Genomic DNA, 22,013 nt, shown 5'->3' with positions numbered 1-22,013 from the left:
TATGACAGTCCGGCAGGAAACCGCCTCCACCCCGCCCCCGCGAGCGGGCGATAGCCCCACCCGACAAATACAGCGGCGCGGATTCCGTCCCGACATCGAAGGCCTGCGGGCCGTCGCGGTCGTCGCCGTCGTGCTCTACCACGCGGGCATCCCGGGAACCGCCGGCGGCTTCATCGGGGTGGACATTTTCTTCGTCATCTCCGGGTTCCTGATCACCGGCCTGCTCTGGCGCGAGGTCAGCACCTCGAATACCGTTGCGCTGGGCCGTTTTTACGGTGCGCGGGCGCGCCGGCTGCTGCCGGCCGCGGGTACCGTGGCCGTCGTCACCGCCATCGGGGCGGCTGTCGTGCTGCCGCCGCTACAGGCCCGAAGCGTCTTCCTCGACGGCATCGCCAGCGCGCTCTACGTCGGCAACTACCGGTTCGCCAACCAAGGCACCGACTACCTGAACGCCGAGATGCCCTCGCCGTTCCAGCACTACTGGTCGCTGGGCGTCGAGGAGCAGTTCTATCTGGTATGGCCGGTGTTGATCATCGGCACCGCGTGGCTCGCCGGACGCGCGCGGCGCGACGCTAAAGGGAATTCCAAGGCCAAGGCGACGCCTTACTCGGTGGTGCTGGCATTGGTCGCCGCGGCGTCGTTGGCGGCGGCGGTGCTGTTAACCCGCGCCTCGCCACCGTGGGCGTTCTTCTCGCTGCCCACCCGCGCCTGGGAACTCGCCGTCGGCGGCCTGGTCGCGCTGTCGATCGAGCAGTGGCGCCGGCTGCCGCTGCTGCCCGCGGCGATCGTCGGGTGGGGCGGCCTGGCGCTGATCCTGCTGACCTGCACCCAGCTGGGGCCCGCTACGCCCTATCCCGGGACCGCGGCGCTGTTGCCGGTGCTGGGAACCGCGCTGGTGATCGGCGGCGGCTGCGTCACCCGCAGCCTCGGGGTTGGGCGTTTGTTGTGCCGGCCGGCGATGCGCGCGATCGGGCGGGTGTCGTACTCCTGGTACCTCTGGCATTGGCCGGTGTTGTTGCTGTTGCCGCGGCTGCTGGGTGAGCCCGCCGGCCTGCCGGCCCGGCTCGCCGCGACCGCCGTTTCCGCCGGGCTGGCGGTGATCACGTTCCACCTGGTGGAGAACCCCGGGCGGTTCGCCGCTGCGCTGCGCCGATCGGCCAAGGCGAGCCTGGCCGTCGCCGGGATCGCCAGCGCTGCCACCGCCTCCGCGTGCGTGCTGTTGCTGACGGTGATACCGGTTCCGGTCGGCCACGGCCCGGCCGCGGCGAAGGCCAACATCATGGCGCTGCCCACGGCCGCTGCCAGCGCTGCGCAGCAGCAGGCCGTCCAGCAGGCTCTCGCGCAGGTGCGCGACGCCGTCGCGACGGCCGCGGGCCTGCTGGCCGTCCCGTCGAACCTGGACCCGCCGCTTGCCCAGGCACCGGCCGACAAGGCCGCCGTCTTCGTCAACGGCTGCGTGCGATCCTGGCGCGAGGTCGGCCAAAGCGAGTGCGCGGCAGGCGATATCGGCTCACCGACGACGGTCGCGCTGATCGGCGACTCGCACGCAGCGATGTGGAACCCGGCGTTCCAGCAGGTTGCCGAGCAGCGGCACTGGCGGCTGGAGACGATGGCCAAAGTGACCTGCCCGGTGCAGGACTTACCCATCGACAGCCCGTATCTGGGCCGCGAGTACACCGAGTGCGAACAATGGCGTGCCCAGGTCTTGGCCCGCGTCGCGGCCGAACACCCGCGTCTGGTGGTGCTGGACATGAGCCGCCGCTATGGGAGCGACTTCGGTTTCGTGTCCTACGACCCGGCATGGATCGACACCCTGGGTCGCACCGTCGCACAGCTGCGTCGCACCGGGGCGACCGTCCTGGTCCTCGGCCCTGCCCCGGATCCGCAATCCCCGGTGCCGACGTGCCTGTCCGGACACCTGGACGACGCCACCACCTGCGCGCCGGACCGGTCGGTCGCGGTCAACGACGGCGGCATCGCCGCGGAACGGGCGGCGACCACCGGCAACGGCGGTCACTACGCCGATCTCACCGACCTGTTCTGCACAGCCGAGCGCTGCCCGATGATCGTCGGTAACACCCTGGTGTTCCGCGACGACAACCACGTCACAACTGAATACGCGCAGTTGTTGGCCCCGGTGCTGGGAGCGTTGGCAGACAGTGCCATAACGGACCGATGACGTTGCGATGACTTTCTTTGCGAATGAACCCCACCACGAAACCGAACGTGTTAGGAATGTAAGGGTTTTGGAGGTTTGAAATGTCCCCGCTGTTGTTGGTCTGCATCGCGGCTGCTACGCCAGTCGTCGGAATTGGCTTGACGCAGCTGCAGGCACGCCTGGAGCAGTGGGACTACGAGCGGCATGCAGAAGACTGAACGCCATTTGGCGCGTTAAAAGCCTTGCGCGGCTGGCGCTTTGACGTGTAGTCGGTCCGCAGAAAACCTGAGTGGCTCGCTACCTGAATAGTTGCGTGCGAATCAGCGGTGCGATCTTGTCGGCCATATACCGATGCCCGGCATCGTTGGGGTGCACGCCATCTGGGCCGATCAGGTCGGGCCGGTCGACGAACCAGTGGGCGCCGATCGGATCGACGAACGCCGCGCCCGCAGCCCGCGCCTCGGAGTTCAGCACGTCGCGAATCTGCAGTACGGATTCGGGCACGTCGGCGGTCGGCCACGGCGGCCCGATCACCAGGAACCTCGCCGTCGGCGCCAGGATCCGCGCCACATTGAACGTGTCGCGCGCCCTGCCGGCCAGTAGGCCGGGATCGGTGCCCTGGTCGTTGCGAGAGCCGAAGAACACCACCAGCACGTCGTCGGACTTGACCGCGCGCGAGGTTAGATCCTCGAACACGCTGCCGTGGTCTCCGGTCACGACGTAGCCGGCCCTGCCCTCGGCGGCCACATCGGGGGCGATTTGCAACCCGCGCTTGGTGAGCGTCTGCCAGGTCAGAGCGGTCCACGATTTCGGGCCCAGGCCGCCCTCGTCGGTGCCGGTCGTATACGAGTCACCGACGACCGCGATGTGGGTCAGCCGGCCATCCAGCGTCAATGGCGCATCGGCCCCCGCCCGCGCCGACTGTGCCACGAACAGGCCGGCCAACAGGGCGAGGCTGAAGACAAACGCAGCCCGGCGACTCACTCCAGCCTCCCCCCTGTGCACGGCATGGCCGTCTGGCGCACCCAATCAACGGAAATCGTACGAAGAACCGACGCGAACTGCCCCTCAACGCGCTGTTGCGCCTATCTGATCCATGCCCGAGCCGATCAGCAAAGCCCAAACTACCAGTTCGGCGCGGCTACCACTGTCGAATCCATACGAGAGGTTATGGCGCACAGCATGATTCGCGGACCGTCATACGGCGCGGGCGGTAACCGAGTCCCGTCCGCCATCGATCTGATGAACCTTGGCCGGGGCCGACTCCTCGGACCCGGTGCGCTGTGTCGCGGGCCGCACGTCGACCATCCTGCGCATCCAGCGACGCGCGGGCTCCTCCACGACGTGATACAGCAGGCTCGAGAGCGCCAGGGCGATCGCGAACAGGCCGAGGACGTTCCATTTCCACGGGGAATCGGATTCCCACGGCGTGAGCTCGAAATTATCGACCGCCCATCCCCAGGATGTGTGCACCAGCTCATGCACCATGTACAGGCAGAACGAGATCTGCCCGCCGTAGACCATCACCCGAGTGGACAACAGGCGCGGCAGGCTGCCCAGGCCGACCGCCAGCGTGATGACCAGCGGTACGAACAGCGCATCGACCACCCCGCCGCTGTCGTTTTCCACGACTCCGGAGATCGGGTGCGCGTTGAACCAGTAGAGGACTCCCACCACGGCAGCCAGGAGAAGCAGGGAGAGGTATCCGGCGATGTGGCGACCACGGTCGCTGAGCCGCAAACGGCGCACGGCAGCACACGCCAGCGCCCCCGCGGCGAACTGGGTCACGATCCGCGGCAGCCAGCTCCACGGCGTGTAAAAGTGACCACTGGCCAACAGCATGACCACCGGCGGCAGCGAGGCCACCACGGCCAGCCACATCAGCGTCCGCGCGCGGGTGGCCAGCCTCATCCGGAAGATCACCAGCGCAAACAGGCCGAACAGCAGGTAGGCCAGCCACTCGGCGCTGATCGACCAGGCCGGCCCATCCCAGCTGGTGCCGTCGAAGAACGGCTCGAACCACAGCTGCACGAGCAGGACCTGACGCACGTAGCTGATCGCCGTGAGTGAACTGCCCTCGGGCAGCGGCACGTGACCGACGTGCAGCGATAGGATCACCAGCAGTGCGGCCAGGTGCATGGTGACCAGGTAAACGGGCCACACCCGGGCCAGCCGCAGCCACAGGAAGTGCAGGGTCTCGCGCGTCGACCAGGACCGGCCCATGCGGTCGAGGTAGTTCCAGGTCAGCACGAACCCGCTGAGGATGAAGAACAAGTCGACGCCTTGAGCGCCACAGTTGAGCACCGGTGCGAGGTTCTCCCGGAAATCGGGGGAGATGTCACTCAGCATCGGCCGGAAATGGAACAGCACCACCCACACCGCGGCGATGATGCGGAGTCCCGTCAGGGCCTTGATCTCACCCTTGATCTCTCCGGTGCGCACAGGGCTTTTCTTTCGGTCTGGACTCTGCAGTTTCGTTCGCCTTCTCACCCGGCTGACCGGGCGATTTCGCCCTATCACAAGCCCCCCGACTTGCCCACCGGCAGCCAGAGCAGCCTAACAGCGCGACAGCCGGGAGTGCGTGACGGCGGCGGTGTGGCCGCTCATTGACCTCCACACGCACCGTGCGGGTCACCTTTTTAGCAAACAGTTAGACGTAACTGTCGGTCCCCTTAACTTTGTCGGGCAACGTTGTAGTCAGCTTCGGTCGGCGTTGTGTCGGCCTTCGCAACACGGGAATGGAGTGCTCATGACGATCGCGATGAGCCGACAGGGAAACGGCAGCTTCGAATGCAGTGGCGCTCAGATTCGGGCACAGTGCCGTCACCTCGCGACGGTGGTGTCTATCCGGGGCGAAATCGACGCCGTCAATGTCGATCGGGTTCGTGAATATCTCCGCCGTTTCACCGTCGGCACCAATTCAGTGTTGCTCGACATGACCGAGGTGACCCACTTCGCCGGTGCCGGTATCGCGTTGTTGTACGGGTTCGACGAGGACTGCCGCGCGGCCGGGGTGCAGTGGACATTGGCCGCCAGCCCGGCGGTGAGCGAGCTGCTTGGCGACAGCGACCACGAGGCCGGATTCCCGATTGCCGGGTCGGTCCGCGCGGCGCTGCGCAGCCTGGCCGATGCGATCGTCAGCCGGCGTCAGCAAGTGCTTCCGCTGATCAAGCACACGGCCTAGCGAGCGCGCCACAGCCTGGACGTTCCGACGACTGCCAGCACTCCGGCGATCATCGCCAGCAGCATGGCCAGCAGCAGCAACTGTGGGTGGTAATCCAACGCCGTAGTGGACGGCTGACCGTCCGTGATGGGCGCGACGGCCACCGTGTGGCGCGCGTGCACCCAGCTCACCCCGACGCCCACCAGCGCTGCGCAGGCCAAGGCGAGTTCGACCAGGGCCCGGTAGCGCATGATCACTGCTCGGAGCTGGGGTCGTCGAGGGTATCGATGTCGGTGGCGTCCGGCTCCACCCGCTCCTGAACCAACGGGGTCAGCACTTCCCGAAGACGACGGTGACGTTTTGCCCAGGCCTGCGCGGTACGACCCCCGGTGAGCTTCAGACCGATCCCCGTCCGCCCACGCGGCACCCCGAACAGCTCGCCGAGCGCCCGCGCCGACTGCCACTTGGCCAGCTCCTTGTCGGAATTCGCCGCGTGCTCTGGCTCGGGGAACACCTTGATGATTTCGCGCACCAGGATGGTCTCGGTGCCCTGCCGTAAGGCATCGGGGGTCAGTTCGACGGATACGTGGATCCGCGCCGCCTTCACCTGCAGGGAGATGAACGCCGACACCATCACCAGAAAGATCGCCGGAACCCAGAGCGATATCGCGGCGCCACTCCACATTTCGATCAGGATCATCGACACCGCCGCCGCCGGACCGCTCAGCACCCAAACCCAGCTGGCACCGGATTCGTAGAACAACGGCTTGGGGTTGACGTCCCCCGCTGTGGTCATCGCAGCCTCATCCTCTGATTGTTTACCGCCGACGTGGCCGTTACGAAAGCCAACCCGCCGCGTCCGCGGCCCAATAGGTCAGCACGATATCGGCTCCGGCACGGCGAATGCTGATCAGCGATTCCAGTGCCGCCGCGCGCCCGTCGATCCAATTGTTCTCTGCCGCAGCACAAATCATCGCGTACTCCCCCGACACCTGATAGGCGGCCACCGGCACCGGCGAGATCTCAGCCGCGGCGGCCACCACGTCCAGGTAGCTCATCGCAGGTTTCACCATGATGATGTCGGCGCCTTCGTCGATGTCCAATTCGATCTCGCGGACCGCTTCCCGGACGTTTCCGGGTTCTTGTTGGTAGGTCCGCCGATCACCGGACAGGCTGGAGCTCACCGCTTCGCGGAAAGGGCCGTAGAACGCCGAGGCGAACTTCGCGGCGTAGGCCAGTATCACCACATCCGTGTAGCCGGCCGCGTCCAGACCATCGCGAATGGCACCGACCTGACCGTCCATCATCCCGCTCGGGCCAACCACATGGGCGCCCGATTCTGCTTGTGCCACAGCTAATTTCACGTAACGCTTCAGGGTAGCGTCGTTGTCGACCCGGCCCCGGGCGTCCAGGACGCCGCAGTGGCCGTGGTCAGTGAACTCGTCGAGGCAGGTGTCCGCCATCAACACCGTGGCATCACCGAGATCCTTGGCCAGATCCCGAAGCGCGACGTTGAGAATGCCGTCGGGGTCGGTGCCGGCCGAGCCGGCCGAATCCTTGTCCTCGTCGCGCGGCACACCGAACAGCATCAGCCCGCCCACTCCGGCCGCCACCGCGTCGGCGGCCGTGCGGCGTAGCGAGTCGCGGGTATGCTGCACCACGTCGGGCATCGACGGGATGGGCCGGGGTTCGTCGATCCCGTCGGCGACGAACATCGGCAGCACCAAATGCCTTGGCTCTAAGGATGTTTGCGCCACCAACCGACGCAGCGCGGGGGTGGACCGGAGCCGACGCGGGCGCTGCCGCGGATAGCCGCCCCCGCTCATGAGTGGCGACCCGCGGCGCCCGGCTTCGCCGCGCTGGCGATCGCACCCAAACCCCACGAGTGTCGACCCGCGGCGCCCGGCTTCGCCGCGCTGGCGATCGCACCCAAACCCCACGAGTGTCGACCCGCGGCGCCCGGCTTCGCCGCGCTGGCGATCGCACTCAAACCACACGAGTGTCGACCCGCGGCGCCCGGCTTCGCCGCGCTGGCGATCGCCACTAGCGCCTGCGGCTCTTCTTGCGCGGTGGTGGCAGCGCACCTTCGGCGCGCAACCGCGAGGCGTGTTCGGCCAACGCGTCGACCAGTGGGCCGATGGCGGCGGTATCGGGCTGCACATCCACCCGCAAGCCGAACTCGGCAGCGGTCTCGGCCGTCTTGGGACCGATGCAGGCAATAATGGTGCGCGCGTGGGGTTTACCAGCGATGCCGACCAGGTTGCGCACCGTCGAGCTGGAAGTGAAGCACACCGCGTCGAAGCCGCCCGTCTTGATCATTTCGCGGGTGGACGCCGGCGGAGGCGCCGCACGTACCGTGCGGTACGCGGTGACATCCTCGATCTCCCAACCACGTTCGCGCAGGCCCTCGGCGAGCGTCTCGGTGGCGATGTCGGCCCGCGGCAGCAAGACCCGGTTCACCGGATCGAAAATGCTGTCGTAGGGCGGAAAGTCGTCCAGCAGGCCCAGCGAGGACTGTTCCCCGGCCGGCACCAGCTCGGGGCTGATCCCGAAGGCCCGGACCCGGTCGGCCGTCGACTCGCCAACGCAGGCGATCTTCACACCGGAGAACGCGCGGGCGTCCAGGCCGAATTCACCGAACTTCTCCCACACCGCGCGGACCGCGTTGGTGGAGGTGAATACCACCCACTGGAACCGGCCATCGACCAGTCCCTTGACCGCCCGCTCCATCTGAGCGGGGCTGCGCGGCGGCTCCACCGCGATGGTGGGCACCTCGACCGGCAGCGCACCGTACGACGTCAGCCGCTCGCTCATCTCGCCGGCCTGGTCCTTGGTACGCGGCACCAAGACGGTCCAGCCGTACAGGGCGCGGCTCTCCCACCAGTTCAGCTTCGACCGGCTGTTCACCGTCTTGCCGATGGTCACCACCAGCGGTCCGGTCAGCGGGCCCGCGGGGTCACCCGCGGCGGCCACGACCGCCGGATCGGTCAATCCGTGCAGCGTGGTCTCGACCGAACGCTGCTGACACGTGGTGCCCTGCGATGTCACCACGCAGGGAGTGGTGTCGGCCAGCTCGTGGTCGATCAGCGTGCGGGCCGCCTCAGCCAGATGCGTCGGGGTGGCCTGCAGGATCAGCGGTCCGGGGGCCGCGGCAAGCGCCTCCCAGTCCACGTCGCCGCGGACGTCGGCCACCGTGTAGGAGGAGCCCAGCGGCAGACCCGCGTAGGTAGGCACCGCGCTCGTCGCGGCCAGGCCGGGCACGATCTCGACGTGCAGGTGAGTGCGCGCGACGGCGTTCACCTCGCTGATGACCGCGTCAAGCGTCAGCGGGTCGCCGGCCACCAGCCGCACCACGTCGACGCCCGTGCGGGCCTCGGCGGTCAGCGTCTTGGCGACCTCGGCGGGCTCACCCAACGCCGGGCGGATGTCGGCGCCACCGGACAGCACCGTCGGCGCGGCCGGCGGTGGATCGCCGTCGGCTGACCCATCGGCCGTCCCAGGCGGCGGTTCGGCAGGTGCCGGGCCCGAAACGGGCGGCAGGTCCTTCCCGATCAGCGCCAGCACCGGTTCGGGTACGTCGGGATCGGTGAACACCAAGGCGGCGTTGGTCAGTACGGTGGCCGCCCGCGTGGTCAACAATCCCGGGTCACCCGGCCCGGAGCCCACGAACGTGATGCGGCCCGGTCTCGGCTTGCGCCCTCGCGTCGTCATTGTCGCTCCCAACACATCCCTTTTTGACGTCATTTAGTTCTCGTGCGCGGGGTTTTGCCGCGCTCCCCCAATCAGCTCTCCGGCGCCCAACTCCAACAGCTCCGCGGCCACCGAGAGCCCCAGCTCTCGTGCCCGTTCGGGAGCGCCGATGCCGGACGCACGGATCACGTCGGATCCATCCAGCGCCGCCACGCAGCCGCGCAGCGACAGCTCCTCGAAGACGCGTCCGTCCTCATCGATGGACTCGACCACCTCGGCGATCGCACCCACCGGTGCGGAGCATCCCGCCTCCAGTTCGGCCAACAGGGCCCGTTCCGCGGTGACCGCCGCGCGTGTGTCGGCGTCGTCCAACTCCGCCAGCACTGCCGCCAGCCCACCGTCGCCGGCGCGGCATTCGACGGCGAGCGCTCCTTGCGCCGGTGCTGGCAACATCTGCACCGGCTCTAGCGTCTCGGTGACATCAGCGAGACGGCCCAGGCGGGCCAGTCCGGCCCGGGCCACCACGATGGCATCAAGTTCACCCATGCTTACCCTGTTCAACCTGGTATCTAGGTTGCCTCGTAGGGGGCGGATTTCCAAACCGAGACCCAATGCCCTAAGCTGTGCGGCCCGCCGCGGGGAAGATGTGCCGACCAGCGAACCCGCGGGCAACTCCCCGAGCACCAGTCCGTCGCGCGCGACCAACGCGTCGCGCGGGTCATTGCGTGCCGGTATCGCCGCGATGGCGAACCTCGGGTCGTCGGCGGTTGGCAAATCCTTGTGCGAGTGCACGGCGGCGTCGACCCGGCCGTCCTCGATGGCCTCGCGTAACGCCGTGGTGAAGACGCCCACACCAAGACTTTCGATGGGCGCCGACGACTGGTCGCCTGCCGTGCTGATGATCACCAACTCCGCGGGATGGCCGTTGGCGATAAGAGTGTCCCTGATGACGGAGGCCTGGGTGGTGGCGAGCAGACTCCCCCGCGTGCCTAACCGGATCACGTGCGCCAATCAGCTACTCGGCGGATTGTGCCGGGCTGCCCGGCGTGGGTTGCGCGAGCGTACCGGCGTCGAATCCCGTTGACACCACTGGTAGTTCGCCCGCAGTGGCGACGGCGTCGACGGCGGTCTGGTCGAGTTCGAAAAGCTCGCGCAGGGCTTCGGCGTAGCTGTCGCCGCCGGGGGCGCTGGCGAGTTGTTTGATCCGTACCGTGGGCGCGTGCAGCAGCTTGTCCACCACCCGCCGGACCGTGCGGGCAACCTCCTCGCGCTGGGCGCTCTCGAGACCCGGAAGCCGGTTTTCCAGCCGCAGCAGCTCCGCTTCGACGACGTCGGCGGCACGCTGACGCAACGCGGTCACGGTCGGGGTCACTTCGGCCATCCGCTGACCCGCCAGGTAGGCGGCAACCTCGGCGGCCACGATGTGGCGCGCGGCGTCGACGTCGCCGGCGGCGGCGTGAGCCGCGGGCTCGTGTTGAATGCGGTCCACGTCGACAACCCAGACACCGGGGAGTCCAGCCACCGCCGGATCGACGTCGCGTGGCATGCCCAGGTCGCAGATCAGCAGCGGGTGGTCCGCTTCGGCACGCTGCGCGGTAGCCAGCGCGTTGTGGACGTCGGCCAGTGAGACCACGGGACTCACCGCACCCGTACAGCTGACCACCACGTCGGCGCCGGCCAGCGCCTCGGGAAGCCGGTCGAGCGTCAGCGCCTGGGCGCGCACGCCCGATTCGCGGATCTTGCGGACCAGCCGTTGACCCCGCGACAGCGACCGGTTGAGGACCAGGATGTTTTCGATGCCGGCCCGGATCAGGTGTGCTGCCGACAGGGCGCCCATCGCCCCGGCGCCGACGACGACCGCGGTCTTGCCCGCGAGCCCGTCCACCTTGCGTTCGGCCATGCCCAGCGCGACCGAAACCACCGAGGCACCGGCAGCGTCAATGGCCGTCTCGGAATGCACGCGCTTGCCCACGGACAACGCGCGTTGGGCCAGCTCATGCAGCACCCGCCCGACCGTGCGATTCGACTCGGCGGAGGTGTAGGCCCGGCGCACCTGACCAAGCACCTGCTGTTCGCCGATCACCGCGGAGTCCAGGCCGCTGGCGACGGCGAACAGGTGCTCGACGGCGGCCTCGCTGTAGCGGACATAAGCGTATTTGGTGAGGTCGCCCATCGTCATTCCGGAGTATTCCGACAGCACCTGCCCGATTACGGCCAATCCGCCGTGGAACGCCTCGACCACCGCGTAGACCTCGACGCGGTTGCACGTCGACAGCACCATGGCCTCGGTGACCAGCGGCGACTGCAAGACGCGATCGACGATCTTGTTGCGATCGGATTCGTCGATGCTGAGTTGTTCCAGAACGGAGACCGGCGCACTACGGTGCGAAACCCCGAAGAGCAAGATGCTCACGGCAGCATCACCTGGCCAGCTCCCTCGCTACTCCAGTAACTGAACTGGTGTCTACGGTAAACGTTTATTCGGTGGGCTACCAAATAATGAGTCAGTGCCCACCAAGCTCGGGGCCCGCAGCGTATCGGGCAAGGTCCGCGCGCAGCCGCGGTTCGTCGATCTCCCAGTAACTGTGCTCACTGCCGTCCAGCAAAATCACGGGCAGCCGGTCGCCGAACTCGGCCCGCAGTCCGGGGTTGCCGGTCGCGGCGGCGGCGTCGACGTCGACGCTGGCGAGGTCGAAATCCAGTTCCCCGGCCAGTTCGGCCAGGCGCGCGTGGGCCCGCGCGCAGATGCTGCATCCGGCGCGGGTCAGTAACTCCACCTTCGGGCGGCCGGCGACCTGGGTCATGGCACCAGTGTGGCATCAGCACCGCGGCGCCGACCGGCCTCGGGGCGGCTCAGGGTGAGGCTCAGGTGAATTGTGCCGGGATCCGACAATAATTAGGTTTCGGCTATGGCTGCCGACAAGAACGTGCGCGTCGATCCGCAGCTGATGCACGGTTTCGCCCAGGCGCTACTCGGTGGCGCCGAGAATATGCGACAGCAGCTGGCCGAGCTGGATGGTCAGGTCGGCGAGATGCTGGGCGGCTGGCAGGGCGGATCGGGAAACGCCTACGCCGCCGCGTGGGAGCTCTGGCATCGCGGGGCTCGCGAGGTCGAGACCGGTTTATCGGTCCTGGCAACGGCAGTCGCGCACGCCGGCAAGGAATATCAGCACAACGAAGCTGTGTCCACCCACGCGATTCGGCAGGTGCACGATGGCTGACGCGTTTCGGGTGGATCCCAAGGCGTTGGCCGATGCGGTGCTGCGGATGGCCGAGTTTCAACGCACTGCCGAAAGCATGCTCACCGAAATCGATTCGCTGGTAAGCAATCTGCACGCGACGTGGTCGGGTGAAGCGGCGGCAGCACACGCTGAAGCCCATGAACGCTGGGCTCGCGGCGAGGCGATGATGCGCGCCGCATTGGCGCGGTTACAGGCGGCCGGCGCGACGGCGCACGGCAGCTACGTGGGCGCCATGTCAATGAATTTAGCGATGTGGTCGTGAGCTAGCGGCGCCCGGCGTCCAGCTCGCCGAGGTCATGGTCTAGACCGAAATAGGTTTTGTAGACTCGGTATTGGTTTCCGGACGCGGCGCATAACTCCCGGTGGCCGACTCGACGTCAGGGCCTTTAGCGGCGGGGGAGGCGCCGTCAGGGGCCCCGCCTTACTTGCGATTTCAGCGCCACCGGAGGGCCTCGACGGCCGATTCCGCTTGATGCTTACCCGAATAATCCTTCCCAAGAAGATGTTTCATGTCGAAACCGAACATTCGGACAGTCTGTCGCCTTATCCGACGCTGTGAGATCGATCAATCGATCTCGCTAGCTGACGTCAGGCGTTGTCAGGAACCGGACGGGATCACCGCATGAATCATTGCCTCGCAAGAACTAATCCATTGGCGCCCAATGATGTACGGCGGTCGGGTGCCGATCGCAGTCGAACAAACAAACTCCGCACCACGCGACGGGTCTTGTGGGCCCTCGCCGTTTTGATACTGACCGTGCCCTTGGCATCGGACGGCGCGAACTCTGATGCTGACCCGAATGTGTTATGGGCAATGGTCAACCAATGTGTCACCGACGAGCGCGACCATCATGACCCAACGCCCTGCGTCGAAGTTGAATTGAATAGCGGCTACAGCGTATTGAAAGACAGCGATGGCGCAACGCAGTTTCTGGCGATCGCGGACACTCGCATAACAGGCATCGAGAGCCCTCAACTCCTGCGACCTGGCACTCCAAACTATTTCGCGGATGCATGGCAGGCTCGATCGTGGGTGGAACGCACAGTCGGGCGGTCGCTTCCACGCGACTGGATAAGTCTGGCAATCAATTCCGTGCAGGGCCGTACACAAAACCAGTTGCACATTCACATCGACTGCGTCCGGGCGGACGTGCGGCAGATACTGATTGATCGCGCCGCCGACATTAGCTCAGTGTGGGCGCCCCTTCCCATGCCTCTGGCCGGCCATACTTACAGTGCGGTCAGGGTTGTGAGCGAGAACCTCGACCTCGTCAACCCGTTTAAAGTGCTAGCCGATGGCCTAGCCGGCGCTCGGGCCGATATGGGTTCGCAGACTCTGGCGGTGGTGGGCACCTTCTTCGATAAGCGTCCTGAATTTGTGCTTCTCGCAGACCACGCCGATGCGGCAACGGGAGACACTGGAAGCAGCGAAGAACTCCAAGATCACACGTCGTGCCCGCCTACGAGTCCCTAAAGCTTGCCGTCGGATCTATGGCATGACTGCCCACACACCGTCGGCCGTCGTGACACCGACTGATGCCAGAGGCGTAAAACCGACCATCACAACTGCCCGATAGGGTTGATAGCGGCCGCAGCACCGGCCACCAGGCGGCACGGTGATCTAGGAGGTGTGACGATGACTTCCTCTGAGTCGGGTGAGTCGGACAGCACAGATCCCGACGTTCGAGTTGACCTGGAATCCATCGCCGCCAACGCCAGTGCCGCTCGTGCCCTCGAGGGCCTGCAGGAGACGACCGCCGCCGCGGGCGGCCCGCAGCCGCCGATCGACCTGACCGCCGCCGCGTTCTTCGACGTGGACAACACGCTGGTGCAAGGCTCCTCCGCGGTGCATTTCGGACGCGGACTGGCCGCGCGCAAATACTTCACTTATCGCGATGTTGTCGGATTCATCTACGCGCAGGCCAAGTTTCAGCTGCTCGGCAAGGAGAACAGCAACGACGTCGCCGCCGGCCGGCGCAAGGCGCTTACCTTCATCGAGGGCCGCTCGGTCGACGAGCTGGTCGCTCTCGGCGAGGACGTCTACGACGAGATCATCGCCGACAAGATCTGGACCGGGACTCGCGAGCTCACCCAGATGCACCTCGACGCCGGCCAGCAGGTGTGGCTGATCACGGCAACGCCGTATGAGCTCGCCGCGACCATCGCGCGCCGGCTCGGCCTGACCGGTGCGCTCGGGACCGTCGCGGAGTCGGTCGACGGCGTATTCACCGGCCGGTTGGTCGGCGACATCCTGCACGGCCCCGGCAAGGCGCACGCCGTGCGGTCCCTGGCGATCCGCGAGGGCCTCAACCTCAAACGGTGTACTGCCTATTCCGACAGCTACAACGACGTGCCGATGCTGTCGCTGGTAGGCACGGCCGTGGCCATCAACCCCGATGCGCGTCTACGCAGCCTGGCCCGCGAACGGGGATGGGAAATCCGCGATTTTCGGACCGCACGAAAGGCGGCCCGGATCGGGGTGCCGTCGGCGCTGGCACTCGGCGCGGCGGGCGGTGCGCTGGCGGCGTTGGCGTCCCGACGCCAATCCCGCTGATAGGCTGCGCCGCTAGCAACGATTCGAATGGGGAGCTGGTAAGGCATGACAATTCCAGAGGGGACCGAGGGTCTCATCGGCAGCCATTACCGGGCACCGGATTACTTCGAGGTCGGGCGCGAGAAGATCCGCGAGTTCGCGACCTCGGTGCAAGACGATCACCCGACTCACTTCAACGAGGTTGACGCCGCCGAGGCAGGGTATTCCGCCCTGGTGGCTCCGCTGACCTTCCTGGCGATCGCGGGACGGCGCGTGCAGCTGGACATCTTCACCAAGTTCAGCATTCCGATCAACATCGCCAGAGTGCTGCACCGGGACCAAAAGTTCCGGTTCCACCGCCCCATCCTGGCCCACGATAAGTTGCACTTCGACACCTATCTAGACTCGGTGATCGAGTCCCACGGCACCGTCATCGCGGAGATCCGCAGCGAAGTCACCGATGCCGAAGGACAACCGCTCGTCACCAGTGTCGTCACGATGCTGGGGGAGGCGGCGAATCAAGAAGCCGGCGCTGAAGAAACCGTCGCCGCAATTGCATCAATATCTGCCGGAAAGTAGGGTCCGTTTAATGACGTCACAGGGGGAAACGGGTGGCACCCAGTTAAAGCCACCAGTCGAAGCAGTCCGATCCCACTACGACAAATCGAACGAGTTCTTCAAGCTCTGGCTTGATCCTTCGATGACCTACAGCTGCGGCTACTTTGACGAGAATCCGGACCCGCAGCATCTGACCAAGACGCTCGAAGAAGCGCAGTACGCCAAGCGCAAGCTCGCCCTGGACAAGCTCAACCTCGAGCCCGGCATGAAGCTACTCGATATCGGCAGCGGCTGGGGTTCGACGATGCGGCACGCGGTGGCCGAGTACGACGTCGACGTCATCGGCTTGACGCTGAGCGAGAACCAGTACGCCCACTGTGTGGCCGAGTTCGAAAAGATGGACAGCCCCCGCCGTAAAGAGGTGCGGATTCAGGGCTGGGAAGAATTCGACGAGCCGGTCGACCGGATCGTGTCGCTCGGTGCGTTTGAGCACTTTGCCGACGGCGCAGGTGACGCCGGGTACGAGCGCTACGCCACCTTCTTCAAGAAGTACTACGACTTGCTGCCCGACGACGGCCGCATGCTGCTGCACACCATCGTGGTCCCTAGCCGCGAAGAGGGCAACGCGATGGGCTTGAAGGTGAACATGACCCTGCTGCGGTTCATCAGTTTCATCTTGAAGGAGATCTACCCGGGCGGGAAGTTGCCCCAGATCGACCTGGTCGACAAGTACTCGACGGACGCGGGTTTCAAGATCGAGCGCCACCACAAGATCGGTAAGAACTACGTCCCGACACTGACCGCCTGGGGCGATGCCCTCGAGGCGCACAAGGACGAGGCGATCGCCCTGAAGGGGCAGGAGACCTACGACATCTACTTGAAATACCTGCGGGGCTGCTCGGACCTGTTCCGCGACGGCTACACGAACGTGTGCCAGTTCACCTTGGTCAAGTAACGCTTGCACGCAGAGTGCCCCGGTGCCGCTGGCGCCGGGGCACTTGCTTTTCCAGGGGGCACCGCGAAAGTCGAGTTGTTGGGCCAGAAATAAAATCGCCCGACAACTCGACGTTGGACGCAGCAGAGAGCGTCAGCCCAGGAAGATGTTGCGACGCCCGGCCAGCAGCCGGTACAGCGTCTGCTGGATCGTCTCCCGCACCTGATCGGTCAACTCGAAGGTGACCATCGGGTCCTCGGCGTCGGAGGCGGCGTAGTCGTTGGTGTAGATCGGCTCACCGAATGCGATGCGCCACTTGGACGGCAGCGGCACCAGGCCCGCCGGTCCGGCCAGCGGGAACAGCGGGGTGACCGGGAAGTAGGGCAGGCCGAACAGCCGCGCCAGGAGCTTCACGTCGGCGAGCATCGGGTAGATCTCTTCGGACCCGATGATCGAGCACGGGATGATCGGCGCTTTGGTGCGCAGCGCGGCCGTCACGAAACCACCGCGACCGAACCTCTGCAGTCGATAGCGGTCCTCGAAGCGCTTGCCCAGCCCCTTGTAGCCCTCTGGGAACACGGCGGTGAGCTCGCCCGCGGCCAGCAGCCGGTGCGCGTCCGTCGTGCAGGCCATGGTGTGGCCGGCCTTGCGAGCGGCTTCGCCGATCAGCGGTAGGTCGAACACCATGTCGGCAGCCAGCAGTCGCATGTCCCGCTGCGCCGGATGCTCGTCGTGCACCGCCACCGACAGCATCAGTCCGTCGAACGGCAACACACCGGCGTGATTGGCCACCAACAGCGCGGCGCCTTCGCTCGGCAGGTTCTCGATGCCGCTGACCTCGACCCGGAACCACGACTTGAAAAAGAATCTCAGCAAAGGCCGAACGATGGCGTTGTTGAAATGCGGATCGAATCCGAACTCGTCGACGGTGTAGTCGCCCGTCAGTCGCTGCCGGAAAAATCCGGCGACCGCGGCGACCTGTTGAGCAAACTCGTTGAGCGGCGCTTCGGTGGACGACGCTCCGCCCGGGCCGCGACGGTGCTCGTCGATTTCACGGACCACCGCGGCGAGCTGTTCGGCCGACGCAGGGCCGTGCGGATCGGAGAGCAAGGAAGGATGTTGACGCGACGCTTCGGCTCTCCTGCGAGCTGCTACCCGACCCCTATTGCTATGCAGTGGAATAACATTCGCTCTGGTGTCACCCGCCACGATCTCTACCTGACCCCACCCCATGGAATTGGATTTCGGCTACCCCAGCGCTGCGCTAAGGCTATGGCGCGACCTTCCATGGAGCGTACCCGATGTGGGTCGATTATGGGAGTCAGGCCACGACCACGAACGTAGTCGTCAAACGCCTCCGCCGTCGTCCATTTCGGCTGGTAGCCGAGCTCGGAGTGCATCCTCGTAGTATCCATAACTCGGCCATAACTTAAGTAATTAAATTGCTCACGATTGATCTCGGTATAACGGTTAGCCCGTCTCAGCGAATCGAGCGCCCACAGCCCGAAACCCGGTACCGGCAACGGAATCCGGCCCGCCCGCCGGATCGCCTGCGACAGCATCACGATGCCGTCGGCGCCGATGTTGAAGGTGCCGGCCTTGCCGGCCATCGCCGCGCGCTCCAGCGCACCCAACGCATCTTGCTCGTGCAGCAACTGCAATCGCGCGTCGCGGCCGAACATCGTCGGGACCAACGGCCCGGCCAGATATCGCGACAGCGTGGTGTCCATCGCCGGTCCAATCATGTTGGCCAGCCGTAGAATCGTCACCGCGATGTCGGGCCGCCGCCGGCCCAGTCCGCGCACGTATCCCTCGATATCGAGGCTGTCCTTGGCGAAACCACCGCGCAGCGGACGACGGCTACTGCTGTCCTCGGTGAACATCACCGGGTCGCGTGGGCTCGACCCGTACACCTCCGAGGTCGATTTCAGCACGACGCGTCGGACCGAGGGCGCTTTCTGGCAGGCCGCGAAAAGCTGCATCGCGCCCATCACGTTCAGTTCCTTCAGCGCCGCCGTGCCGCCGGAGCGCGGCGCATACGACGCCGCCGAGGCATGCACCACCGTGTCGACGTCGCCGTTGCGAATCACCTTGGCTATGAAGGGATTACGGATGTCGGCGCGTACGAACTCGGCCCGTCCCATCCGACGCAGCATGTCCTTGCTGGGGGCGATCGCATCCACCGCGATGACCCCTTGAATCAGCGGGTTCTGCGCCAGTCGGGCAGTCAGGTAGCCGCCGAGAAACCGGCACGCACCAGTAACCAGCACTACCTTGGGGTAGTGCGTGGTGTTATCCGCGTTGTCGCCGGTTCCGGCGCCGCCCCCGCTCGACGAATCCACCCAAACAGCCTAACGGCCGAGATGAGCCGCGGCGCTATGGCCGCGCGACGGTCGGCGAGTTCGGGAGTGCGGCCTGGCGGGACTTACTTGCCAAGTTTTCTGCGCTGCACCCGCGTACGGCGCAGCAGCTTGCGGTGCTTTTTCTTCGACATACGCTTGCGCCGCTTCTTGATGACTGAACCCATGAACTCCGCTATCTAACCTATGACCGCTTCTTGAGGACTGCTAAAGGACTCGAATACTTCGGGGTCACTTTACCCGGCGGCCCGCACCGAACACCAAACCGGCAGTCGCATGACCGCTCACGCGGCCATGCGCCAGTCCCGATCCGTCCGCCGTCGTCTGCGCGAGGAGGCTTCGGTTCAGCCAGCGTCGAAGTAGGACGTCTCCAGCATGTCGTGCACCGCCTTGGCGTGCACCCGGAAGGACCGGCCAACTCGAACCGCCGGCAGCTCTCCGTTGTGCACCAAGCGGTAAACCGTCATCTTGGAGACCCGCATCAGGGCCGCCACCTCGGCGACGGTCAGAAATTGTGTCCTGCCCTGCTGGCTATCGACAGAAGCGGTTTCCCGCTTTCCGGCGGAATCCCGCGCCGATGGACCGTTCGTAGACGTCATCGCAACCCAATCGTGTCAGGCCCGCGCAACGCCAGCGGCTTCCCCTCCGCCGGCACCCACACGTGCATACACAAAGGAGAATAGCGGGACTAGTGGGGTTACTGGTACTGGTGGGGGTCAATCATTTTGAAATCTTTAAATTATTCGGATGTAATTCTTAGCTGCTCAGAGCGCCTTTTAGCGGCCTGAACTGCCGCGTCGACGGCTGTCCGCAAGCCTCCACGTTCGAGTTCGCGCAGCGCAGCGGCGGTGGTACCGCCAGGCGAAGTCACCGTGGCCCGCAGCTGCGTCGCAGTGGCATCCGCCTGCTTACCCAGCGCCTCGCTGTCCGCCGGTCGCTGCTCTTGATCCAGCCGTTCCAGCAGCAGCGCCGCTGATCCGGCCATCGTCTGTGCCGTGAGGTCCGTCGCCACGCCTCGGCTCAGGCCCGCCGCGACGCCGGCGTCCACCAGCGCCTCGACCATCAGAAAGAAATATGCGGGCCCCGAGCCCGACAGCGCGGTCACCGCGTCCATTTGGGACTCGGGCACGGTCAGCACGCCGCCGACCGCATCGAACAGCGCCATCACCTCCTCGAGCTGTGGCGCGGCGACGAAACGCCCCTTGGCCAGGGCCGTCACCCCCGCACCCACCACTGCCGCAGCATTCGGCATCGCCCGGACCACCGGCGTCCCGGCCGGCAGCTTCGACTCGAAGTAGGTGAGCGTGATCCCCGCCGCGACGGTGACGAAAACCTGTTCGGCGCTGTCACCCTCGGCCGCCGACGCGGCACGGGCCAACTCCCCCAGCACCGACTCGACGTCGGCGGGCTTCACCGCGACGACGACAAATGTCGCGTTGTCCACGGCATCGGCCAACGACGACGTCACCAACACCGAATAGCTGTCAGCTAGGTACTTGGCGCGTTCGGGCACACGTTCGGCCACCACCAGGTCCTTGACCTGCCGCCCCGCCCGGAGCAGACCCGACAGCAAGGCCTCGCCGATGCTGCCACCACCGATGATCGCGATTCTCGCCATGGGAGAAAGCATCGCAGACGGCCCGGCTTCTCCCGGTTACCGGGGCGCGGGCACCAGCGCCAATTGGCGTGACTGGACAACGAGCCGGCCCAGGCTGTCGACGACGACGTGATCCTCGTCGAACCAGTCGTGCCCGATCTCCAGGCAGGTGCAGATCACACGCAACCAGCCATCGGCGGGCAGCGCCCTAAGGAAGGCGGTGAGCTGGATCGTCGGCGCCCAGCCGGTGCGCTCCACGGCGAACGTCACCGGCGCCGATAGATCCCCGCACATCAGCGCAAAGAGGGCGTCAGGCGCGACGTCACGCGGCCGGGCCCACATCTGCAGTACCGGGGGGCGGCCGGCGGTGCTGGGCGCAAAGGTGGACAGCAGGGGCCGAACATCGCAGCCCTCGCCCAGGTGCACCAGACCGGCCAGTGGGTGACCGGGTCCGATCGGTTCGATGTCGTCGGGCGGTTCCGGCGCCATCAGCTCCGCGACGGGGTTCGCCGACAACAACGGCGCCGTGTCGCCGCCGGGCGGAAAGTGTTCCGGCTCGCCGAGGTTGACCACGGCGTGGACGGCGGTGCGATCGCCTTGGATGAGTTCGACGTCGACGACGCGGATTCGGCGGCCGCGCTTGCGGATCGACGTCACTACCCGCATGGGCCCCGGGTCCGGTGCCCACAGGAAGCTCGCCGACACCGCGACGGGCTCGAATCCGGCCGATTGCCCGCCGCCCGCGATGCGCGCGGCGTTGGCACACAGCGCCAGCATCGCGCCGCCGTGCACCTTGGGCCCGATGGTCCAGTGCTTGTCGAGTTCGCCTTCGAAGACACCCGGATCGACCTCCCGCAGCGTCATTGCGGTGGTGAATAGCGCGGTCATGATCTCCTGAGGGCTAGAAGGGCGGCCAGGGTGGTCATCGCAGCAGATGCGTGCGGGCGAACTGAAGCGATTCGGCGAGCATGGCCTCACGCTCACTGGCTGAGCGGGCGCTTGAGGTGGACACCTCGAGGATGGCGTGGCCGGCGAATTGGCCGGCGGCCAGCATCTGGCACACCTCGGCGGTCGGTTGCGTGCCGCGTCCGGGCACCAGGTGCTCGTCGGCGGGCAGGCCGCTGCCGTCGCACAGGTGCAGATGCACTAGCCCCGCCCCCATCCGCTGAGTCATTTCCAGCGCGTCGGTGCCTGCCGTCGACGTATGCGACAGGTCCAGCGTGTAGTGGGCATGGTTGCCGTCCAGCGGGTCGTAGGACGGCGCGAATGCCGAAATCGCCGGCCCCGGGCCACCGCCGCGCCTGCGCATCCGTTCCCGCGACTGGTCGGCCCCGAAAAACCGATCCGCCCGGAACGGGAACATGTTCTCCACGGCGACCATCACGTCGCTCGACGCTTCCAGGGCCGTCACCTGCTCGGCGAATCCCTCGGCGTAACGCCGCTGCCAGCGAAACGGCGGGTGCACGACCACGGTCTGCGCGCCGAGTTGCTCGGCGGCCCGCACGCTGCGTTCCAGCTTGGGAATCGGGTTGGAACCCCACACCCGCTGCGAGATCAGCAGGCAGGGCGCGTGGACCGACAGCACCGGCACGTTGTAGCGTCGCGACAGCTTCTTGACGGCGGCGATGTCCTGGCTGACCGACTCACTCCACACCATCAGCTCGACCCCGTCGTAGCCGAGTCTGGCCGCATACTCGAACGCGGCCTCTGCCCTCAACGGATAGACCGAGGCCGTAGACAGGCCGACTTTGATTGCGGGGCGCACTGTTTGCGGGTGA

At 66.2% G+C, this 22,013-nt stretch carries 23 protein-coding genes and 1 pseudogene; 8 read left to right on the top strand and 16 right to left on the bottom strand.

The features are described 5' to 3' along the window. The first annotated feature begins 1 nt into the window (after position 1). Positions 2 to 2,179, top strand: coding sequence for an acyltransferase family protein (locus OK015_RS05655; protein ID WP_268129903.1), 2,178 nt, complete (start codon positions 2 to 4; stop codon positions 2,177 to 2,179). Positions 2,180 to 2,455: 276 nt separating this feature from the next. Here the strand turns inward: OK015_RS05655 and OK015_RS05650 are convergent, their stop codons facing one another. Together OK015_RS05650 and OK015_RS05645 are read right to left on the bottom strand one after the other, a co-directional pair. Next, a complete protein-coding gene (locus OK015_RS05650; protein ID WP_268129901.1) occupies positions 2,456 to 3,142 on the bottom strand; it encodes an Rv0518 family GDSL lipase in 687 nt (228 codons plus the stop codon). A 213-nt stretch (positions 3,143 to 3,355) separates the two neighbouring features. Then, the gene (locus OK015_RS05645; RefSeq protein WP_268129900.1) at positions 3,356 to 4,600 is read right to left on the bottom strand and encodes an acyltransferase family protein; all 1,245 of its coding nucleotides are present in this window, start codon (positions 4,598 to 4,600) and stop codon (positions 3,356 to 3,358) included. A 307-nt stretch (positions 4,601 to 4,907) separates the two neighbouring features. Between OK015_RS05645 and OK015_RS05640 the strand changes: the two genes are divergently transcribed. Beyond that, positions 4,908 to 5,342, top strand: a complete 435-nt coding sequence (locus tag OK015_RS05640) for an STAS domain-containing protein (RefSeq protein WP_268129899.1) — start codon at positions 4,908 to 4,910, stop codon at positions 5,340 to 5,342. Here the strand turns inward: OK015_RS05640 and OK015_RS05635 are convergent. The 7 genes and pseudogenes from OK015_RS05635 to OK015_RS05605 form a co-directional block, all read right to left on the bottom strand. After that, the gene (locus OK015_RS05635) at positions 5,339 to 5,578 is read right to left on the bottom strand and encodes a hypothetical protein (protein ID WP_268129898.1); all 240 of its coding nucleotides are present in this window, start codon (positions 5,576 to 5,578) and stop codon (positions 5,339 to 5,341) included. The genes OK015_RS05640 and OK015_RS05635 overlap by 4 nt on opposite strands. Next, on the bottom strand, positions 5,575 to 6,117 hold the full coding sequence (locus OK015_RS05630; RefSeq protein ID WP_268129896.1) for a DUF3093 domain-containing protein: 543 nt from the start codon (positions 6,115 to 6,117) through the stop codon (positions 5,575 to 5,577). Before OK015_RS05630 ends, OK015_RS05635 begins: the two co-directional genes overlap by 4 nt. Before the next feature lie 40 nt (positions 6,118 to 6,157). Beyond that, positions 6,158 to 7,147, bottom strand: coding sequence for a porphobilinogen synthase (gene hemB / locus OK015_RS05625; protein ID WP_268129894.1), 990 nt, complete (start codon positions 7,145 to 7,147; stop codon positions 6,158 to 6,160). A gap of 217 nt (positions 7,148 to 7,364) precedes the next feature. Further along, on the bottom strand, positions 7,365 to 9,032 hold the full coding sequence (locus tag OK015_RS05620; protein ID WP_268129893.1) for a uroporphyrinogen-III synthase: 1,668 nt from the start codon (positions 9,030 to 9,032) through the stop codon (positions 7,365 to 7,367). Positions 9,033 to 9,065: 33 nt separating this feature from the next. After that, positions 9,066 to 10,013, bottom strand: coding sequence for a hydroxymethylbilane synthase (gene hemC, locus OK015_RS05615; protein ID WP_268129891.1), 948 nt, complete (start codon positions 10,011 to 10,013; stop codon positions 9,066 to 9,068). 13 nt (positions 10,014 to 10,026) lie between these two features. Beyond that, on the bottom strand, positions 10,027 to 11,424 hold the full coding sequence (locus tag OK015_RS05610; protein WP_268129890.1) for a glutamyl-tRNA reductase: 1,398 nt from the start codon (positions 11,422 to 11,424) through the stop codon (positions 10,027 to 10,029). 51 nt (positions 11,425 to 11,475) lie between these two features. After that, positions 11,476 to 11,815 (bottom strand): annotated as a pseudogene (locus OK015_RS05605) (glutaredoxin family protein). A 105-nt stretch (positions 11,816 to 11,920) separates the two neighbouring features. Between OK015_RS05605 and OK015_RS05600 the strand changes: the two are divergent. The 6 genes from OK015_RS05600 (at position 11,921) to cmaA2 (ending at position 16,299) form a co-directional block, all read left to right on the top strand. After that, positions 11,921 to 12,232, top strand: coding sequence for a WXG100 family type VII secretion target (locus tag OK015_RS05600; protein WP_268129886.1), 312 nt, complete (start codon positions 11,921 to 11,923; stop codon positions 12,230 to 12,232). After that, positions 12,225 to 12,515 carry a WXG100 family type VII secretion target gene (locus OK015_RS05595; protein WP_268129885.1) on the top strand — a complete coding sequence of 97 codons (291 nt, stop codon included), beginning with the start codon at positions 12,225 to 12,227 and terminating at the stop codon, positions 12,513 to 12,515. Before OK015_RS05600 ends, OK015_RS05595 begins: the two co-directional genes overlap by 8 nt. Positions 12,516 to 12,998: 483 nt before the next feature. Beyond that, positions 12,999 to 13,727 carry a CDP-diacylglycerol diphosphatase gene (locus tag OK015_RS05590; protein WP_268129884.1) on the top strand — a complete coding sequence of 243 codons (729 nt, stop codon included), beginning with the start codon at positions 12,999 to 13,001 and terminating at the stop codon, positions 13,725 to 13,727. A 162-nt stretch (positions 13,728 to 13,889) separates the two neighbouring features. After that, a complete protein-coding gene (locus OK015_RS05585) occupies positions 13,890 to 14,807 on the top strand; it encodes an HAD family hydrolase (protein WP_268129883.1) in 918 nt (305 codons plus the stop codon). 45 nt (positions 14,808 to 14,852) lie between these two features. Then, entirely contained in the window at positions 14,853 to 15,365 is a 513-nt protein-coding gene (locus tag OK015_RS05580; RefSeq protein WP_268129882.1) for an FAS1-like dehydratase domain-containing protein, read from the top strand. A gap of 10 nt (positions 15,366 to 15,375) precedes the next feature. Beyond that, positions 15,376 to 16,299, top strand: a complete 924-nt coding sequence (gene cmaA2 / locus OK015_RS05575) for a cyclopropane mycolic acid synthase CmaA2 (RefSeq protein ID WP_268129880.1) — start codon at positions 15,376 to 15,378, stop codon at positions 16,297 to 16,299. Between the two features lie 132 nt (positions 16,300 to 16,431). On the opposite strand, the gene OK015_RS05570 is transcribed toward cmaA2, so the two are convergent. The 7 genes from OK015_RS05570 to OK015_RS05540 form a co-directional block, all read right to left on the bottom strand. Beyond that, positions 16,432 to 17,511 (bottom strand): lysophospholipid acyltransferase family protein, encoded by a 1,080-nt coding sequence (locus OK015_RS05570; RefSeq protein WP_268129879.1) that lies wholly within the window; start codon positions 17,509 to 17,511, stop codon positions 16,432 to 16,434. Then, positions 17,493 to 18,620 carry an SDR family oxidoreductase gene (locus tag OK015_RS05565; protein WP_268129877.1) on the bottom strand — a complete coding sequence of 376 codons (1,128 nt, stop codon included), beginning with the start codon at positions 18,618 to 18,620 and terminating at the stop codon, positions 17,493 to 17,495. The genes OK015_RS05570 and OK015_RS05565 overlap by 19 nt, the downstream gene beginning before the upstream one ends. An 83-nt stretch (positions 18,621 to 18,703) precedes the next feature. After that, a complete protein-coding gene (locus OK015_RS05560) occupies positions 18,704 to 18,805 on the bottom strand; it encodes a 30S ribosomal protein bS22 (RefSeq protein WP_003402602.1) in 102 nt (33 codons plus the stop codon). Between the two features lie 177 nt (positions 18,806 to 18,982). Next, entirely contained in the window at positions 18,983 to 19,237 is a 255-nt protein-coding gene (locus OK015_RS05555; protein ID WP_268129876.1) for a cell division/environmental response transcriptional regulator, read from the bottom strand. A 140-nt stretch (positions 19,238 to 19,377) separates the two neighbouring features. Continuing rightward, positions 19,378 to 20,256, bottom strand: a complete 879-nt coding sequence (proC, locus tag OK015_RS05550; protein ID WP_268129875.1) for a pyrroline-5-carboxylate reductase — start codon at positions 20,254 to 20,256, stop codon at positions 19,378 to 19,380. A 36-nt stretch (positions 20,257 to 20,292) separates the two neighbouring features. Next, positions 20,293 to 21,123 (bottom strand): thioesterase family protein, encoded by an 831-nt coding sequence (locus OK015_RS05545; protein WP_268129874.1) that lies wholly within the window; start codon positions 21,121 to 21,123, stop codon positions 20,293 to 20,295. 34 nt (positions 21,124 to 21,157) lie between these two features. Further along, positions 21,158 to 22,000, bottom strand: a complete 843-nt coding sequence (locus OK015_RS05540; protein WP_268129873.1) for a sugar phosphate isomerase/epimerase family protein — start codon at positions 21,998 to 22,000, stop codon at positions 21,158 to 21,160. Positions 22,001 to 22,013: the final 13 nt, after the last annotated feature.

Source organism: Mycobacterium sp. Aquia_216 (assembly GCF_026723865.1).
Classification (GTDB): domain Bacteria; phylum Actinomycetota; class Actinomycetes; order Mycobacteriales; family Mycobacteriaceae; genus Mycobacterium.
This window is presented reverse-complemented; position numbering and strand designations above follow the sequence as displayed.

Excerpts from the sequence above, each read along its gene's own strand:
- OK015_RS05595 (WP_268129885.1), top strand. The coding sequence starts at position 12,225 with ATGGCTGACGCGTTTCGGGTGGATCCCAAGGCGTTGGCCGATGCGGTG.
- OK015_RS05560 (WP_003402602.1), bottom strand. The coding sequence starts at position 18,805 with ATGGGTTCAGTCATCAAGAAGCGGCGCAAGCGTATGTCGAAGAAAAAG.
- OK015_RS05620 (WP_268129893.1), bottom strand. The coding sequence starts at position 9,032 with ATGACGACGCGAGGGCGCAAGCCGAGACCGGGCCGCATCACGTTCGTG.
- OK015_RS05600 (WP_268129886.1), top strand. The coding sequence starts at position 11,921 with ATGGCTGCCGACAAGAACGTGCGCGTCGATCCGCAGCTGATGCACGGT.
- proC (WP_268129875.1), bottom strand. The coding sequence starts at position 20,256 with ATGGCGAGAATCGCGATCATCGGTGGTGGCAGCATCGGCGAGGCCTTG.
- OK015_RS05555 (WP_268129876.1), bottom strand. The coding sequence starts at position 19,237 with ATGACGTCTACGAACGGTCCATCGGCGCGGGATTCCGCCGGAAAGCGG.
- OK015_RS05580 (WP_268129882.1), top strand. The coding sequence starts at position 14,853 with ATGACAATTCCAGAGGGGACCGAGGGTCTCATCGGCAGCCATTACCGG.
- OK015_RS05585 (WP_268129883.1), top strand. The coding sequence starts at position 13,890 with ATGACTTCCTCTGAGTCGGGTGAGTCGGACAGCACAGATCCCGACGTT.
- OK015_RS05640 (WP_268129899.1), top strand. The coding sequence starts at position 4,908 with ATGACGATCGCGATGAGCCGACAGGGAAACGGCAGCTTCGAATGCAGT.
- OK015_RS05570 (WP_268129879.1), bottom strand. The coding sequence starts at position 17,511 with ATGGGGTGGGGTCAGGTAGAGATCGTGGCGGGTGACACCAGAGCGAAT.
- cmaA2 (WP_268129880.1), top strand. The coding sequence starts at position 15,376 with ATGACGTCACAGGGGGAAACGGGTGGCACCCAGTTAAAGCCACCAGTC.
- hemB (WP_268129894.1), bottom strand. The coding sequence starts at position 7,147 with ATGAGCGGGGGCGGCTATCCGCGGCAGCGCCCGCGTCGGCTCCGGTCC.
- OK015_RS05630 (WP_268129896.1), bottom strand. The coding sequence starts at position 6,117 with ATGACCACAGCGGGGGACGTCAACCCCAAGCCGTTGTTCTACGAATCC.
- OK015_RS05655 (WP_268129903.1), top strand. The coding sequence starts at position 2 with ATGACAGTCCGGCAGGAAACCGCCTCCACCCCGCCCCCGCGAGCGGGC.
- OK015_RS05545 (WP_268129874.1), bottom strand. The coding sequence starts at position 21,123 with ATGACCGCGCTATTCACCACCGCAATGACGCTGCGGGAGGTCGATCCG.